Source organism: Janthinobacterium darwini, assembly GCF_051380905.1.
Classification (GTDB): Bacteria; Pseudomonadota; Gammaproteobacteria; order Burkholderiales; family Burkholderiaceae_D; genus Janthinobacterium.
Genome location: NZ_JBNYXX010000001.1, coordinates 1,038,140 through 1,054,968, shown reverse-complemented (window position 1 = coordinate 1,054,968; position 16,829 = coordinate 1,038,140). Strand labels below are relative to the sequence as shown.

Sequence of the window (16,829 nt, the reverse complement as noted above, 5' to 3'; positions counted from 1 at the left end):
GGCTAGAAGTCCTTTTCGCCCTGGATCACGGCCGGATAGCCCGTCATGGCCCGCGACGTTTGCATGCCAGCCATCACGGCCGCTTCCACGCAGCCCGCGTTGAGGCCCGTCTTGATCCAGTCGCCCGTCAGGAACAGGTTGGAAAAGCCCGACTGGTCGGTGGCCAGCCGGAACTGCGTGCTGTTCACCACCGACATCACGTAGCGCTCGGATGGGTCGACATTGGCGCGCCAATACTGACTGTCGAAGCGCGCCGGTCCGCTACCCGCCTTTGCGTCGACCAGCCATTGCCACGGAAACGCGCCCGGCCCGCCCGCCTCGGGCCACAGCGCGCCGATCTCGCGCTCCAGCTGGTGCAGCGCGCCCTGCTTCGCCTTGGCAGCGCAGCGAGCAGGAAAGCCCGTATCGGTGACGGGCGGGTAGCTGTCGACGGGGAAGGCGCTGCAAAAGTAGGACACATTCTTCGGTTCCAGCCCCGCCGGCCAGTCTTCGTGCGCCAGCAGCTGGTCCATGGGCGCCCACGTGTCGTACGGCTCCGTGAAAGCCGACAGCACAGGTTGCTGACCTTTCGGCTGCGTGGTCCAGCCCATCTGCGCCAGGTTTTTGTTCAGCCACACCTGGTAAGCCTGCGTGGCCACGGTTTTCACCTTGTCGGCCGCCAGTTGCAGGGCCGGGCTTTGCGCCAGCAATTGCGGACATAAAGCCTGCAGCGAGCCGATGGAAATGCCGAACACCACCTTGTCGAAATCGACGCCCTTCTGCAAGACCGTGACGGGCAGCGCGCGGCCGAACGCCTGCTGGTACTGCTGCGGCCAGTCGCTCCAGTACGATTCCAGGTTGACTTCCTGCTCTTGCAGCAGCGCCGCTTGCGCTGGATCAAGCTGCGCGTAATCGGGCGCGCTGGGCCAGCAAGCCAGGCCTTTCACATCCACCAGCGGCGCGTAGCCGGCGGCCGGGTCCTTCAATTGCACCTGCTGCGTGATACGGATGCTGTCGATGTCGCCCGCGCCCGGCACCAGCTCTTCCACGCGCTGGAAGAACTTGAATTGCACGCCGCGCTTGGCGAGCACTTCGTACAGGGGCGTAAAAATCGTGTCGCCCATGCCGGCCTGCATCTTGAACATGATGCCGCCCTTGTAGGCCAGGCCGATGCGCGCCATGGCCCGCAGCAAGGTGCCCGCCTCGATATTCGGCTTGGAGAAATCGCCGCCCTCGTAGGCGAACACCAGGTCGTAAAAGCCCCGCACGGGTGCCGAGTTGACGCTGAACTGCTCGTCGCCGCCATGCTTGCGCAGCCAGGCGCGGAAATCGATGTCGTTGATGACGTCAAAGCCGTGCTTGAACACGCCATCCTCGAACATGCCTTTCATGACCGTGATGCCCAGGTCCAGGCAGGTGAACAGGCGACGCAATTCATCGTCGCCATCGATCAGGGTCCGGTAGCGCAGGCGCAGCCAGGCGCGGATGCCGTTCAGGGTGCTGGCCAGCAGCTGGTGGCGGGCCTGGTCGTGGCGCGTGGAATCCGGCGCCAGGTCGGCCACCAGCGCCGCCAGCGCGCCCACGGACAGGCCCACGTCCAGGCCCAGTTCATCGGCCTGGCCCACCACTTCGTCGGCCAGGCGGCGCAGCCAGCCCGGCCACACGCCCTCGCCTTGCGATGCGCTGGCGCGGACGATGCGCGCGTCGGCGTCCGCCACTTGCCGGATCTGGCGTATCCACTGCTCGATCCATCCCACCATGGCAATGGCCATCTGCCACAGGGTGATGTCTTCGCCGCCCTCGCCCGGCTCGCCCGGCAAGGTGGGAAAGACGATGGACCAGTTGCGCCACTTGCCCTTCACGTCTTCCGACAGGGCCACGTAATCGTGCTGTTTAAAAGCATCGCGCCAGGTGGCCAGCGGGGCACCGGGCGGGCGCTCCAGGCTGGCGTAGGCTTCCTTGATCATCCTGAAGGCATTGGCATAGAAGCCGAACCAGATGTGCAGGCCGTGCTCCTCGATGCGCTGGCCCACTTGTGCATTGCGTCCGCTGGCGCCCTTGCCGCCCAGGCGCCAGCCCAGCTGATAGACGGTGATGGCGTGCTGGTTTTGCCAACCCGGCTGGTTCGTCAGGTAATACGCGGCCGTCATGGCCGCCACGCCGCCGCCCAGGATGGCGATCTTTTCCGGCGCGATCTGCGAATTGTCGACCAGTTCCTCGCCCGGCATGGCCGTGAAGTCGAAATTCACATTGAACGGCAATATCGCCGTCTGCGGCCCCAGCTGCAAGCCCAGGGTCTGGTCCAGCGGGAAGCTGTCGAAGGCGTGCAAGGTACATTCGTATTCATAGCCGAGCAGGCGCGCACTGTGCAGACGGTTGATTTCGGCCGGTGCGGCCACCAAAGCCTGGTACACGGCTTTCACGCCCGCGCTGTCGGGAAACTGCTTGAGGAAAATCTGGTCGATGCGGGGCTTGCGCAGCAGCGACAAAATATCAGCCCAGCCGGCTTGATCCATGTCAAAGAAATCGGGAATCGACAGGAAAATCTTGAAGGCTTGCTCGATGAGTTCGAGGAAGCTGTTGACGCTCTTGTGCTGGCCCGTCTGCACGGTGGCATTGACTTCCAGCAGCGGGTGCAGGGCAAGTTTCGTTTCCGGCGAAAAATGCTGGAACCCCTTGGCGGCCACGGAACAGCGCAGCGGCTCGCTGCCGGCGGCGGGAATGTCGTATTCGCACAGGTATTTCGGATAGCCGAACAGTTCGCGCCCGTTGATCAGGGCCATGGCATCGTCGACGAAAATATGGCAAGGGTACCAATAGATATGCGCCAGCTTGCCCGCCGCATCCATCTCGCCGACCATGATCCAGGTGACGATGTCGACTTCCGTGATCCAGCCCTTGGCCTGGTCGACGGGATTGGCGGAGTCCGCGTGGTTGACGCGCGTAAACGTCAGCATCACGTACGGCGACAGCGCTTTCAGGGTCATTTTGCGGCCCGCCACCTGGTTCAGGGTGGTATTCACGGTCGATTGCAACTTCGCCAGGTCGCCCCTGACGAAATAACCGTACATTTCCGACTGTTTCAATTGCAGCGGCGAGTGCATCATCACCGAACCGCCCTGATAAATATACGAAGGTCTTGCCGAAGGTATCGCCGTCATTGCCCTGTCCCCTTAAGTTTCAGTCAAACAAGATTTCTACAGTGTATTTGAGAAAGAACAATGAATGATATGAAATAAATTAAAGGATTTGCCAAGATGCATAGCTTTACTTCCATCCCGGCAGCAAGGTGCTTGCGCACGGCAGCTGGGGCAAGCCCGTGCCATCGGGTGTACGATGAAACATCCTGACCGCTCCGAGCACCCTGCCATGGCAATGATTACCACCGACTACGTTTCCACCTATTCCGGCAACCGTTTTTATCCCTTGCGCCCGCATATCGACAAGGTCGCCATCGAAGACATCGCCCACGGCCTGGCTTACCAGTGCCGTTTCAATGGGCAGACGCAAGTGTTTTACTCGGTCGCGCAGCACAGCCTGATCGTCGCCGAACTGGTGCCACCCCATTTGCGCCTGGCCGCCCTGCTGCACGACGCGGCAGAAGCCTACCTGGGCGATATGGTGAAACCCCTGAAAGTGCTGTTGCCGGAATTTGCCCTGCTGGAAGACAAGGTCAGCGCCATCATCGCCGCCACCTATGGCCTCGACTTTTCCGATTACGCGCCCATCAAGCGGGCCGACCTGATCGCGCTGGCCACGGAAAAGCGCGACCTGATGCCGCATTCGGCGGAACGCTGGGCTTATCTTGACGACATCGCCCCCTTGCCCGGTATAATCGAAGCCATGGGTCCGGCCGAAGCCAAGCAGCGCTTCCTGCATGCCTTTGCCCAGTTGGGCGGGCTTGGGCTTGCCGCATGAATGCATCCACCCTGCCGCACGAACCGGCGCTAAGCCCCGGTTTTTGCACGGCTTTTTTAGATATCCACAGCAACTGTGGATAAAGTTGTTGATAAGCCCCTCTTGACAAGCCGCAACACCAGTATTAATGCGGGTTTCAACAATTTGCTGATTTCACAGGCAATTTTTTACCTCAATGAAATCAATGACTTAGAATCCTGATTTTGCGCCTGAGCAAAGTTACTCTGCAAGCATGAAAATATATTTTGCTGTGCATAAGCAATCCTGCTCCACGCCGTCTTGCCTGAACCGCATTGTTTTGACAAACCCCGCAGACTGGCATAGTGTGGAATGAGCGAACACAATCAACGGTGGATAAATGCATGAATATGGATAGCGACAGTGCCGCCAAGGGTGCGGATGACCCCGACTGGCTGGTCGACGAGCCACTCGGTCGGGCAGACGCGGCGGCAGAAGCACCCACCGCGGCGCCATGGCGCGTGCTGATTGTCGATGATGATGTCGACGTCCACGTGGTGACCAAATTCGCCCTCAGCCAGGCCAGCTTCCAGGGCCGCAGGCTGAGCTTTATGCACGCGTATTCGGGCGCCGAGGCGCTCGCCTTGCTGCGCAACACGCCCGATATCGCCGTGGTGCTGCTTGATGTCATCATGGAAACCCAGGATGCCGGGCTGCAAGTGGCGCGCCAGATCCGCGAAGACCTGCACAACAGCGCCGTGCGCATCATCCTGCGCACGGGCCAGCCCGGCCAGGCGCTGGAGCACCGCATCATCATCGACTACGACATCAACGATTTCTGGTGCAAGACCGACCTGACCACGCGCAAGCTGTTTACCACCGTGATCACCTCGCTGCGCACCTACGCCACCTTGCGCGAAGCGCAGCAACAAGTCGCCGACCTCGCCGCGGCCCTGGTCCACTGCGGCGACGCGCCAGCAGAACCGGTGGACGGCAAGCCCTGAAACGCCGCCGCTACTTTCAGTCATAAAACAAGAGCACTGGATAGGCATACAGGCTTGTGCAATGCCCTGTTTTGGGCTGGCGCGACACTGCATTTGCAGCGCCGATCCGGTGCCACTATCTAAGTGGCGGATTGTTAAGCGCTTTTTCAGATATCCACACTGACTGTGGATATCTTTGTGGATAAGGGCCTATTGACATGCCTCAAAGCCACAGCCCGTGCGGCTTTCAATAAACTGCTCAATCAAACAGCAAAAATAAACCCCAATAAAATCAATCACTTAGAAATTCACACATAATCACAAGAAAAATATTTCGGCATTTTCGCTAAGCCATCATTTGTGCATAACTGAGCCGAAATGATCAATCCGACAACACCGCACTCCGGCTGCCGGCAACACAGTTGCCGTGCGAATACTCAATGCACGGTCTGGCGGCGCTGCTCAGGATGCAGCAGCACGCGTTCGATCAGTTCGGGGGCGACATTGTATGACTTCAGGTATTCCAGCGCGCACAAGGTACTGAAGGCAGCCTGCACGGCGATGCCCAGGTTGACGATATCGGACATCTTCTGATCGAGCCGGGCATGCAGCACCACGGTATTGACGGGCATATGCAGCGTTTCTGTGGAATTAAGCATGATGAACAACTCCTGCGAAGGGGGACGGAGGGGTGGAGACGGCGTAGCGGTACGCACCGCGCCAGCGCGGGCAAGAACAGCGGTCGTGTTGCCGATAAAGTATTGCTGATAAACTCTCGATGTCAATGGCAGGGAAACATGAGCCACAGTTTTTTCTTGCTGGCACAACAGGGGGGCGAAAGCGATGGACAAGCGCAATCGGCCACGGCGATAATCAGCGATGCCCTCGCCGCCCCCCTTCCCGCCCGACCTGCCCCGCCCGCAACCGGCTTCGCTGGCCGACCTGTTTTTCTCGTTTACCTGGTTGGCCCTTCAGGGGTTTGGCGGCGTGCTGGCCGTGATCCAGCGCGAAATGGTCGAACGCAAGCGCTGGCTGACGCAAGAGGAATTCCTGGAAGACTGGGCCGTGGCACAAATCATGCCCGGGCCAAATGTTGTCAATCTGTCGCTGATGGTGGGCGGACGCTATTTCGGCTTGCAAGGCGCGCTGACGGCGCTGGCCGGCATGCTGGCCGTGCCCCTCGTCATCGTGCTGCTGCTGGGCGTGCTGTACACGCACTATGGCGACAACCCGCAGATGGCGGGCGCCTTGCGCGGCATGGCGGCCGTCTCGGCCGGCATGATCGCTGCCACGGGCGTGAAACTTGCGGCCGCGCTGGGCAAGCATCCGCTGCCCTTGTGGCTGACTCTGCCGATCACCATGCTGGGCGTGCTGATGGTGGCCATCCTGCACTGGCCCCTGCTGTACATCCTGCTGGGCCTGGGCGGCATCGGCTGCCTGCTGACATACCGGAAGCTGTCCTCATGAACCCGCCCTTGCAACTGGTCCTGAGCGCGGGCGACTGGCTGAACCTGTTCGGCCATTACCTGATGCTGTCGCTGATGTCGATCGGCGGCGCCATTTCCACCACCTCCGAAATGCACCGCTTCCTCGTCGAACAGCACGGCTGGCTGACACAGGCGCAATTCAATGAATCGATCGCCATCGCGCAAGCCGCGCCTGGCCCCAACGTGCTGTTCGTCGCCCTGATGGGCTGGAACGTGGGCATGAATGCGGGCAGCTACACGGCCGCGTACCTGGGTGTGCTGGTGACCATGGTGGGCATCATGCTGCCCAGCACCACCCTCACCTACGTGGCAGCCCAGTGGGGCTACCGCAACCGCGACCTGCGCCCCGTGCGCGCCTTCAAGCAAGGCATGGCGCCCATCGTCGTCGCCCTCCTGATTTCCACGGGCATGATTTTAGGCGGCGCCAATCACGACATCCGCACGGACTGGCCACTGTGGAGCCTGTCCATCGTGGCCGGCCTGATCATCTGGCGCACGAAGATCCACTTATTATGGCTGCTGGCCGCTGGCGCCGTGCTGGGCTGGCTGCAACTGGTGTAAGCCTACACGGCCAAATGCCGCTTCACATCCTCGCCATCCATCTGTGCAGCCAGTCCGCTGGCGACGACACTGCCGCGCGACAGCACGATGAATTCGTCGGCCAGTTCGCGGGCAAAGTCGAAATACTGTTCGCACAGCACGATGGCCATGTCGCCCCGCTGCTTTAACAGCGCAATGACCCTGCCGATATCCTTGATGACGGAGGGCTGGATGCCTTCCGTGGGCTCGTCAAAAATGATCAGCTGCGGCTCGGCCAGCAAGGCGCGGGCGATGGCCAGCTGCTGCTGCTGCCCGCCGGACAAGTCGCCGCCGCGCCGCTGCAGCATCTCCTTGAGTACCGGAAACAGTTCATACACGTGCGGATCGATGCGCGAGGCTTGCCTGCCCCGCTTGACGGCCATGCCCATCAGCAAGTTTTCCTCGACCGTCAGGCGCGCAAAGATGTCGCGTCCCTGCGGTACATACGCCATCCCCAGCTTTGCCCGCGCGTGGGGCGCCAGTGTCGTGATGTCGCGCCCATCGAGCACGACTTTGCCTTGGGCCACGGGCAACACGCCCATCAGGCATTTCAGCAAGGTCGTCTTGCCGACGCCATTCCTGCCCAGCAAGGCCAAACACTCGCCCTTGCGCACGGACAGGTCGATGCCGCGCAAGGTGTGCGAGGAGCCATAGTATTGATTTAATTGTTGCACTTCCAGCATGACTTACCTTCCCAGATAGACTTCGATCACGCGCTCGTCGGCTTGCACCTCATCCATGCGCCCCTGCGCCAGCACAGAGCCTTCGTGCAACACGGTGACGATGCCTTGCTGGGCAATGTCCGTGACGAAACCCATGTCGTGCTCGACCACCATGATGGAATGCTTGCCGCGCAATTCATTGAGCAACTCCGCCGTGCGCGCCGTTTCCGCGTCCGACATGCCGGCCACCGGTTCATCGAGCAATATCAGCTGCGGCTCCTGCATCAGCAGCATGCCGATTTCCAGCCACTGCTTTTGCCCGTGCGACAGCAAGCCGGCCGGCCGCGCCTCCTGGCCATTCAAGCGTATCAGGCGCAATATGGCCTCGATCCGGCCCGCCTGCTCGGACGTGAGCCGCGCAAACAGGGTCGGCGCCACGCGCTTGTCCATCTTCATGGCCAGTTCCAGGTTGTCAAACACCGTGTGCTGCTCGAACACGGTGGGGCGCTGGAACTTGCGGCCTATGCCCGCGTGGGCAATTTGCGCTTCCGTCATGGTGGCCAAATTCATGGTCTGGCCGAACCAGGCTGTGCCGGATGTAGGCCGCGTCTTGCCGGTGATCACATCCATCATCGTCGTCTTGCCTGCGCCATTCGGGCCAATGATGCAACGCAATTCGCCCACGGAAATATCCAGGCTCAGCTTGTTAATAGCCTTGAAGCCATCGAACGACACGCTGATGTCTTCCAGATACAGAATGGCGCCATGCGTCGTGTCGACGCCCTCGCCTTTCACGCGCGAATACGTGGGGCCAGCTTCGGCGCTGGCCATGCCTGGCAGCATGCGGATGCTCATGCGTTCTCCTCTGCCACGATGGGCTTGCGCTTGAGCTTGCTTAACACGCCCAGCATGCCTTGCTGCATGAACAGGGTGACGACGATGAACAGCAAGCCCAGCGCGAACAGCCACAGCTCCGGCAAGGCGGCCGTGAACCAGCTTTTCAAGCCATTGACGGTAAAGGCGCCCAGGATGGGACCGAGCAAGGTGCCGCGTCCGCCCACGGCCACCCACACGACCATCTCGATGGAGTTCGCCGGCGACATTTCGGACGGGTTGATGATGCCCACCTGCGGCACGTACAGGGCGCCGGCGATGCCGCACAGCACGGCCGATAAGGTCCACACGAACAGCTTGAACCACAGTGGGTTGTAGCCGAGAAACATCAGCCGCGCCTCGCTGTCGCGCACGCCCTGCAGCACCCTGCCCAGCTTGGAGCGGACGATGGCGCGCGCGCCCACCAGCGCGGCCAGCAGGAAGGCCAGGGTCAGCAGGAACAGCACGGCGCGGGTGGCGGGTGCCGTCACGCTATGGCCCAATATCGTCTTGAAATCCGTGAAACCGTTGTTGCCGCCAAAGCCGGTGTCATTGCGGAAGAACAAGAGCATGAAGGCATACGTCATCGCTTGCGTGATGATGGAAAAATACACGCCCTTGATGCGCGAGCGAAAGGCAAAATAACCAAACACGAAGGCCAGCACGCCCGGCACCAGCACGACGAGGGCCATGCAATACCAGAAATGTTCCGTGAAGGCCCAGTACCACGGATAAGTTTTCCAGTCGAGAAAGACCATGAAGTCGGGCAAGCTGCTGTGGTACTGGCCCTGGTCGCCGATGGCGCGCATCAGATACATGCCGTGCGCATACGCGCCCAGCGCAAAGAACACGCCGTGGCCCAGGGACAGGATGCCCGTGTAGCCCCAGACGAGGTCCAGCGCCAGCGCGGCCAGCGCATAGCACATGAACTTGCCCACCAGCGCCACCGTGTAGGCGGACACATGCAGCGCATGCCCTTCTGCAAACGCCAGGTTAAAAATCGGCAACAGCGCCGCCAGCACCGTGCATGCGGCAATCGCCAGCCAGACGGGCCGCGTAAACAGGCCTTGCTTGGATAGACAGGAGGTAGTCATTCGACGCTGCGTCCCTTCATGGCAAACAGGCCCTGCGGCCGGCGCTGGATAAAGATGATGATGAATACGAGAATGGCGATTTTCGCCAGCACGGCGCCCGCCACCGGTTCGAGGAATTTGTTCACTTCGCCCAGGCCCAGCGCGGCGATCACGGTGCCGGCCAGCTGGCCCACGCCACCGAGCACCACCACCATGAAGGAATCAACGATGTAGCTTTGGCCCAGGTCCGGCCCCACGTTGCCCAGCTGCGACAGGGCCACGCCGCCCAGCCCCGCGATGCCGGAACCGAGGCCGAAGGTCAGCATGTCGACCTTGCCCGTGGCCACGCCCACGCAATCGGCCATGCGGCGGTTTTGCGTCACGGCCCGCACGAACAGCCCCAGGCGCGTCTTGTTCAGGATCAACCACACTGCCACGACGACGACGATGGCGAAGGCTATGATGGCCAGGCGGTTGTACGGCAGCACGAGGCCGCCCAGCACGCTCACGCCGCCCGACATCCAGGCCGGGTTGGCCACTTCCACGTTTTGCGCGCCAAAGATCGTGCGGACAAGCTGCATGAGGATCAGGCTGATGCCCCAGGTGGCCAGCAGGGTTTCCAGCGGCCGGCCATACAGCCAGCGGATCACGGTGCGCTCGAGCACCATGCCCACCAGTCCGGCAACAAGAAAGGCGGCCGGCAGCGCGGCCAGCAGGTAGGCCTCCTGCATGCCGGGCAGGTAGGTGCGGAAAAACAGCTGGCACAGATACGTCGTGTAGGCGCCTATCATCAGCAATTCGCCGTGCGCCATGTTGATGATGCCCATCAAGCCGAACGTGATGGCCAGTCCCAGCGCGGCCAGCAACAGCACGCTGCCCAGGGAAATGCCATAGAACACATTGCCGGCGAATTCCATGCGCGCCACTCTAGCCTTGATCTGGCGCATAGTCTCGATGGCGGCCAGCTGCACGGCTTCGTCCGGCTCGCCGTCCTTTTCCAGCATGGCTTGCAGCACGGGCAGCAAGCGCGCATCGCTGCTGCCGGCCAGCGCCTGCACGGCGGCCTTGCGCGTGGCGGCGTCCGGCGCATGCAGGTTGGCGCTGGCGATCAGCACCTGCAATAGCTGTTTAATGTCAGCATCGTTTTCCCGCGCCAGCGCCTTGCGGATAAGGGGGATTTGCGCGGGGTCAACGGCCTTTTGCAAGGCTTGCGCGGCCGCCAGGCGGGCGCTGCGCTCAGGCGCCAGCAGCTGCAAGCCGGACAAGGCGCCCGCCACGGCCGCGCGCAAGCGGTTGTTAACCATCACGCCATCGAGGCCATCGGGCAGCGGAACGCTCTGGCCGATGGCCGGGTCATACGCCTGCTCGCCGTCGACGACATACACCTTGCCGTCCGGCCCGGCATACAGGCCGTCGTCCTGCAAGGCTTGGAGCACCTTTGCAGCCTCGGGCGTGGCCAGGGCGGCGATCTGGGCGACGGCAGCGACCCTTGCGTCAGAATCGTCTGCAGCCAGCGGTTTGAGCAGTTCAGGAGAGATGGCGGCCTGCGCCAGCGAGGACAAGAACAGGCAAACGAGGACCAGCAATTTGGGGATAAGCTGCATATGCATAGATACCATGTAGTAAAGCCGATGTCTTGATAAGTATCCTTCCCCCATAGGCAAGGACAAGGGTCAGACCCGGCGGGTCTGACCCCAGCTCTTTGCCTGGGGTTGCGATGACCATTCGACGCGCAAGCGCCTACAGCTTTTGCTTGCCCTCATTGCCCTTGATAAAGGGGCTCCACGGCTGGGCGCGTATCGGCTCCTTGGTTTTCCACACAACATTGAATTGCCCATCAGCCTTGATTTCGCCGATCATCACGGGCTTGTGCAAGTGGTGGTTGGTCGGGTCCATGGTCAGGGTAAAGCCAGACGGCGCCTTGACGCTCTGGCCGGCCATCGCGGCGATCACCTTGTCCGTGTCCGTCGATTTGGCTTTTTCCACCGCTTGCGCCCACATGTGGATGCCCACATAGGTCGCTTCCATGGGGTCGTTCGTCACCACCGAACCCGCGTTCGGCAACTTTTGCGCCACCGCATACGCTTTCCACTGCTTGATGAAAGCCGTGTTGACGGGGTTCTTGACGGATTCAAAATAGTTCCAGGCCGCCAGGTGACCGAGCAAAGGCTTGTTATCGATGCCGCGCAGCTCTTCCTCACCCACGGAAAACGCAACGACGGGGACGTCCGTGGCTTTCAAGCCCGCATTGCCCAGTTCCTTGTAAAACGGCACGTTGGAATCGCCATTGATGGTGGAAATGACGGCCGTCTTGCCGCCAGTGGAAAATTTCTTGATGTTGGCGACGATGGTTTGATAGTCGGCGTGGCCGAACGGCGTGTAGACCTCGCTGATATCGCTATCCTTGACGCCTTTGCTCTTCAGGAAGGCGCGCAATATCTTGTTGGTGGTGCGCGGGTAAACGTAATCCGTGCCCAGCAGCACGAAGCGCCTGGCGCCGCCGCCATCCTTGCTCATCAAGTATTCCACGGCGGGAATCGCCTGCTGGTTCGGCGCGGCGCCCGTATAAAACACATTCTTTTCCAGCTCCTCGCCTTCGTATTGCACCGGATAAAACAGCAGGCTGTTGAGTTCCTTGAACACGGGCAAGACGGATTTACGGGACACGGACGTCCAGCAACCAAACACCACGGCCACTTTATCTTGCGCCACCAGCTGGCGCGCTTTTTCCGCAAACAAGGGCCAGTTCGACGCCGGATCGACCACGACGGCTTCCAGCTTCTTGCCCAGCACGCCGCCCTTGGCATTGATCTCGGCGATCGTCATCAGGGCCACGTCTTTCAGCGACGTTTCGGAAATGGCCATGGTGCCCGACAGGGAGTGCAAGATGCCCACCTTGATGGTGTCGGCGGCCAGGGCCGCCTGCATGGTGATGGACGTGGCCAGGGCCAGGGCGCCGGCGGCGGCCGCTTTCAGGATGATGCGTCGTGACATGGGGACTCCTGTGATGTATTCGTGGGGGACGGACTGGGCATACGATGTTGTTAAAGCAGAATGCATGCCAGCACCAGCAGGCGTCCGCCATGGTGCACACGGCCATCACCGCACGAAAAAAAACCTGGCTGCACAAGGACTGTGCAGCCAGGTTTCAAATTGCCGTAAAACGGTGCGCCGGACGCATTAATCCTTGCGCTTCAATCCTTGCGCGACACGCCCCGCAAGCGGCGCCAGCCCTTGCGGCCCAGCGGAAACAGCAGCACGAAAGCGATCAGCCATGGCAGGATATACGCCATGGCCGTGATGGCGTTGGCCACGCCTTCCGACAGGTTTTCCGTGAAATTGCCCAGTGCGCGCTTGACGGGGCGCCAGAACGACTGCTTGCCTTCGGCACTGATGGCCACGTTCAGCAAGTCCGTATCGATGCGCTGCATCAACAGCGCATTGACCGCCGTCGCCTGCTCCAGTTCCACTTGCACGGTGGCCAGTTCCTTGGTCACCTTGATCAAGGCATCGACGTTCACGCCCGAGCGTTTTTCCAACTCCTGCAATTGCGCCTGGTATTGCTTGAGCATTTCCAGGCGTTTCTTGCTATCGAGCACAGGACGGCCCAGATCTTCCACCTTGGTGCCCTGGCTGGTAACGTCGCCTCCGGCCGCAACCAGCGCCACGAGCTTCTTGATGCCGGCCGGCTTGGCGCGCATGCTGATGCGCGCATGCACGTAACGACCGCCGTCTATGCTCGAGTCGAGCAGCAGACAGCCATTGTCCGTATCGGCCTTGCAGGCGGCGACCACTTTTTCATACAGGGGCCGCACTTGCGCTTCGTTCGTATCGACGCCGACATTGTGTTCATACGCAAGAAACTCGCTGCCTTTTTCCTTGCCGTCGAGACGCGCGGCACTGGACTGGCCCGCGCTCTCTCCCTTGCCGCCGCAACCGGCCAGCAGCAACAGGCTTATCAAACATAGGGATACTTTTTTCATGATTTCTTTCGTCGAGTTATTTGTGCCGCGGCAGCAATTGAATATCGGGCAAATGCGCGGCCACCTCCTGCACCGTGGCATAAACGGTCAAGGATGCCACCACCTGTGGCAGCGGTGCCGGCCAGATTTCAGGCAAATCGCGCTCCTCGGGCGCCAGCACGGGAAAGGCCAGCTGCTCCCGCGGCGGGGTGAAGGCGGCGGCGACACCGGGCTTGTTGCCACGCGCATCGATGCGGTACCAGCCAAACTCTTGCAGGTACACGGCATTCAAGCCATGCAGGCAAAACGGCGGCCCCACCTCGCCCACGGCCAGGCGCTGATAGCACAGCCCGGCCGGAATGCCATTGGCGCGCAGCAGCGCGGCCAGCAGATGGCTTTTCGCATAACAATAGCCCGTGCCATGCTGCAACACGTCAGAAGCGCGGCAAGTGACGGGATTGCGCTGGTAGTCCCAGCTGTGGGCAATCTCATCGCGCACGAAGGCAAAGCAGCGGGCCGCGATGGCGGCATCGCCCGACGCGCCGGCGGCCAGCTCGGCCGCCCTGGCGCGCACGGCCGGATGGTCGCTGTCTATGTAAGTGCTGCTGGCTAGATATATAGAAAAGTCGGGGGAAAAGTCGGTAGACATGGCGTCAAGGTCTTGCATAAAGATAATGCGCGATTCTAGTCGAAGCAGACCGAAATCGAGCGTTTCCTTGCGCAGGAACAAAGAAAATCCACGTTTCAGGCTCGCTGGGCGGGGGCCGGCGACTTTGGCGACGGCCCGGTAGCTGGTATCATTCGGGCAAACGCCAGCCGGCCCCATTGGGCCGGCGCATGCAACACCTTGCGAAGCGGTTCCGCGCCGCCGACGCCTCCCCTACAGATCAGAGAAACGAGTTCCTATGAGCACACCATCGTCCCACCCATCGTTCTGGCGCCGCGTCCCGCTGGCTTTCGGCGCCTTCTTCAGCACCCTGTCGGACGCCGCCTATGCGGCCCGCGTCGAAAAACTGTCCTTGCCCGAGGCTGCGCCCGTCGCTCCCGTGGCTCCGGCACCCGCTCCCGTGCCGACGCCGGCAGCTGCCCCCGTCATATTGAAGGAAGCCACGCCGGACGCCGCCCTGCAGTTACTTGCTTTACTGCAACGCGAAGCGCGATTGATCGACTTCACCCAGGAAAACCTGGGCAGCCATGCCGACGCCGACATCGGCGCGGCCGCCCGCGTGGTGCATGAAGGCTGCGCCAAGGTCATGCGCGAATACTTCACCATCGAGGCCGTGCGCCAGGAAGCCGAAGGCAGCCGCATCGTGCTGCAGGAAGGTTTTGATTCCGCGCAAGTGCGCCTGACGGGCAACGTCGTCGGTTCCGCGCCGTACACGGGCACCCTCAGTCACCGCGGCTGGCGCGCCTCCAGCGTACGCCTGCCGAAACTGAGCGAGCAACACGACGCTGCCATCCTGGCCCCGGCCGAGGTGGAACTGTGAACGATACCGTCAACCCTACCCCGCGCTACGCCATCGGCATCGACCTGGGCACCACCCATAGCGCCCTGTCGTATGTGAACCTGGTCGAGAGCGACGGCGAAAAGTCCAGCCACGGCGTGCTGAAAGTGCCGCAGCTGTCGGCGCCCGGCACCGTCGAAGAACTGCCGCTGCTGCCATCGTTCGTCTACCTGCCGCACGCTGACGAAGTGGCGGCGGGCGACCTGGCCCTGCCCTGGGTGACCGAAGAAGCGGAGGCGCCGTTCGTCGTCGGCGAAATGGCCCGCAGCCGCGGCGCCACCACGCCCATCCGCCTGGTGTCGAGCGCGAAAAGCTGGCTGTGCCACCCGGGCGTAGATCGCCGCGCGGCGATCTTGCCGAACGACGCGCCGGCGGAAGTGGCGCGCATCTCGCCCATCACGGCGGCCACGCGCTATCTGACGCATTTGCGCCAGGCCTGGGACAACGCCCACCCGCAAGCGCCGTTTGCGCAGCAGGAAATCACGGTGACGATTCCTGCGTCCTTCGACCCGGCCGCGCGCGAGCTGACGATGGAAGCGGCGCAGGCAGCCGGCTACACTTCATTGACCTTGCTGGAAGAGCCGCAGGCGGCCCTGTACAGCTGGATCCAGACCAGCGAGGGACGCTGGCGCAAGGAAGTCAAGCCGGGCGACATCATCCTCGTCGTCGACGTGGGAGGCGGCACCAGCGACTTTTCGCTGATCGCCGTTCTGGAACGCGACGGCGTGCTGGAACCGCACCGCGTCGCCGTCGGTGAACACATCCTGCTGGGCGGCGACAATATGGACCTGGCCCTGGCCCATCTGGTGGCCCGCAAGCTGGCCGCCAACGGCACCCAGCTCGACGCCTGGCAAATGCGCGCGCTCACTTATGGCTGCCGCAGCGCCAAGGAAAGCCTGCTGGCTGACAGCGGCCTCGATGTGGCACCGATCGTCGTGCCGAGCCGCGGCTCGAAACTGATCGGCGGCTCCATCCGCACGGAACTGACGCGCGCGGAAGTGTCCACCTTTATCCTCGACGGCTTCTTCCCGCAAGTGGAAGCATCGAGCCGCCCTGCCGTGCGCACGCGCGCCGGCCTGACGCAACTGGGCTTGCCGTATGCGCAGGACGCGGCCATCACACGCCACCTGGCCGCGTTCCTGGGCCGCCAAGTGGCGGCGACCAGCGAACTCGATGGTTTTGCGGGCCGCCAGGCGGACGGCGCCAGCTTTTTGCACCCGACGGCCGTGCTGTTCAACGGCGGCGTCTTCAAGTCGGACTTGCTGGTACAGCGCATCATGGCCACCGTCAACGACTGGCTGTACATGGAAGGCGCGGAACCGGCGCGCATGCTGGCCGGGGCCGACCTGGACCTGGCCGTGGCCCGTGGCGCCGCCTACTACAGCTACGTGCGGCGCGGCCATGGCGTGCGTATCCGCGGCGGCACGGCCAGCGCCTTCTACGTGGCCATCGAATCGGCCATGCCGGCCATCCCCGGCATGGAACCGCCGATCCAGGCCCTGTGCGTGGCGCCGTTCGGCATGGAAGAAGGCAGCGAACTGGAATTGCCAGGCCAGCAATTCGGCCTGGTGGTGGGCGAACCCGTGCACTTCCGCTTCTTCGCCTCGTCCACGCGCCGCAACGACCAGATCGGCGACCTGCTCGATTTCTGGGGCCCCGATGAATTGCAGGAACTGAGCGAAATCCACGCGACGCTGTCTGCCGAAGGCCGCCAGGCTGGCGACGTGGTGCAAGTCAAGCTGCACGCCAGAGTCACGGAAGCGGGCACCCTGGAGCTGCTGGCCGTCTCCCCTGATGGCGCCGAGCGCTGGAAAGTGGAATTCGACGTGCGCGGCACGCCGCAGCAATAA

At 62.1% G+C, this 16,829-nt stretch carries 15 protein-coding genes; 6 read left to right on the top strand and 9 right to left on the bottom strand.

Annotated elements, in window-relative coordinates:
* Nucleotides 1-2 precede the first annotated feature (2 nt).
* Entirely contained in the window at nucleotides 3-3,086 is a 3,084-nt protein-coding gene (locus tag ACQ4WZ_RS04825; RefSeq protein WP_436572690.1) for an NAD(P)-binding protein, read from the bottom strand.
* A 229-nt stretch (nucleotides 3,087-3,315) separates the two neighbouring features.
* On the opposite strand from ACQ4WZ_RS04825, the gene ACQ4WZ_RS04820 reads away from it, so the two are divergent.
* On the top strand, nucleotides 3,316-3,897 hold the full coding sequence (locus ACQ4WZ_RS04820) for a phosphohydrolase (RefSeq protein ID WP_436572689.1): 582 nt from the start codon (nucleotides 3,316-3,318) through the stop codon (nucleotides 3,895-3,897).
* Nucleotides 3,898-4,259: 362 nt separating this feature from the next.
* Nucleotides 4,260-4,859, top strand: a complete 600-nt coding sequence (locus tag ACQ4WZ_RS04815) for a response regulator (RefSeq protein WP_436572688.1) — start codon at nucleotides 4,260-4,262, stop codon at nucleotides 4,857-4,859.
* A gap of 416 nt (nucleotides 4,860-5,275) precedes the next feature.
* Here ACQ4WZ_RS04815 and ACQ4WZ_RS04810 read toward each other — a convergent pair whose 3' ends face one another.
* Nucleotides 5,276-5,497: a hypothetical protein gene (locus tag ACQ4WZ_RS04810; protein ID WP_101481921.1), complete on the bottom strand. Its 222-nt coding sequence runs from the start codon at nucleotides 5,495-5,497 to the stop codon at nucleotides 5,276-5,278.
* 220 nt (nucleotides 5,498-5,717) lie between these two features.
* On the opposite strand from ACQ4WZ_RS04810, the gene ACQ4WZ_RS04805 reads away from it, so the two are divergent.
* Both ACQ4WZ_RS04805 and ACQ4WZ_RS04800 read left to right on the top strand, forming a co-directional pair.
* Complete coding sequence (locus ACQ4WZ_RS04805; protein ID WP_101481922.1) at nucleotides 5,718-6,305, top strand: chromate transporter; 588 nt, start codon at nucleotides 5,718-5,720, stop codon at nucleotides 6,303-6,305.
* Complete coding sequence (locus ACQ4WZ_RS04800) at nucleotides 6,302-6,886, top strand: chromate transporter (RefSeq protein WP_101481923.1); 585 nt, start codon at nucleotides 6,302-6,304, stop codon at nucleotides 6,884-6,886. The genes ACQ4WZ_RS04805 and ACQ4WZ_RS04800 overlap by 4 nt, the downstream gene beginning before the upstream one ends.
* A 2-nt stretch (nucleotides 6,887-6,888) precedes the next feature.
* Here ACQ4WZ_RS04800 and urtE read toward each other — a convergent pair whose 3' ends face one another.
* From urtE to ACQ4WZ_RS04765, 7 genes are all read right to left on the bottom strand, one after another.
* The gene (gene urtE, locus ACQ4WZ_RS04795) at nucleotides 6,889-7,587 is read right to left on the bottom strand and encodes an urea ABC transporter ATP-binding subunit UrtE (protein ID WP_101481924.1); all 699 of its coding nucleotides are present in this window, start codon (nucleotides 7,585-7,587) and stop codon (nucleotides 6,889-6,891) included.
* A 3-nt stretch (nucleotides 7,588-7,590) separates the two neighbouring features.
* A complete protein-coding gene (gene urtD, locus ACQ4WZ_RS04790) occupies nucleotides 7,591-8,421 on the bottom strand; it encodes an urea ABC transporter ATP-binding protein UrtD (protein ID WP_101481925.1) in 831 nt (276 codons plus the stop codon).
* Nucleotides 8,418-9,533: an urea ABC transporter permease subunit UrtC gene (gene urtC, locus ACQ4WZ_RS04785; protein ID WP_133990348.1), complete on the bottom strand. Its 1,116-nt coding sequence runs from the start codon at nucleotides 9,531-9,533 to the stop codon at nucleotides 8,418-8,420. The genes urtD and urtC overlap by 4 nt, the downstream gene beginning before the upstream one ends.
* Nucleotides 9,530-11,116 carry an urea ABC transporter permease subunit UrtB gene (gene urtB, locus ACQ4WZ_RS04780; protein ID WP_436572687.1) on the bottom strand — a complete coding sequence of 529 codons (1,587 nt, stop codon included), beginning with the start codon at nucleotides 11,114-11,116 and terminating at the stop codon, nucleotides 9,530-9,532. The genes urtC and urtB overlap by 4 nt, the downstream gene beginning before the upstream one ends.
* Nucleotides 11,117-11,252: 136 nt before the next feature.
* Nucleotides 11,253-12,506 (bottom strand): urea ABC transporter substrate-binding protein, encoded by a 1,254-nt coding sequence (urtA, locus tag ACQ4WZ_RS04775; protein ID WP_436572686.1) that lies wholly within the window; start codon nucleotides 12,504-12,506, stop codon nucleotides 11,253-11,255.
* A 200-nt stretch (nucleotides 12,507-12,706) separates the two neighbouring features.
* On the bottom strand, nucleotides 12,707-13,495 hold the full coding sequence (locus tag ACQ4WZ_RS04770) for a DUF4349 domain-containing protein (protein ID WP_436572685.1): 789 nt from the start codon (nucleotides 13,493-13,495) through the stop codon (nucleotides 12,707-12,709).
* A 16-nt stretch (nucleotides 13,496-13,511) separates the two neighbouring features.
* A complete protein-coding gene (locus ACQ4WZ_RS04765; protein ID WP_436572684.1) occupies nucleotides 13,512-14,123 on the bottom strand; it encodes a transglutaminase-like domain-containing protein in 612 nt (203 codons plus the stop codon).
* Nucleotides 14,124-14,379: 256 nt separating this feature from the next.
* Here ACQ4WZ_RS04765 and ACQ4WZ_RS04760 point away from each other — a divergent pair, with 256 nt between their 5' ends.
* Both ACQ4WZ_RS04760 and ACQ4WZ_RS04755 read left to right on the top strand, forming a co-directional pair.
* The gene (locus ACQ4WZ_RS04760) at nucleotides 14,380-14,961 is read left to right on the top strand and encodes a DUF2760 domain-containing protein (RefSeq protein WP_436572683.1); all 582 of its coding nucleotides are present in this window, start codon (nucleotides 14,380-14,382) and stop codon (nucleotides 14,959-14,961) included.
* Entirely contained in the window at nucleotides 14,958-16,829 is a 1,872-nt protein-coding gene (locus tag ACQ4WZ_RS04755; RefSeq protein WP_133990340.1) for an Hsp70 family protein, read from the top strand. The genes ACQ4WZ_RS04760 and ACQ4WZ_RS04755 overlap by 4 nt, the downstream gene beginning before the upstream one ends.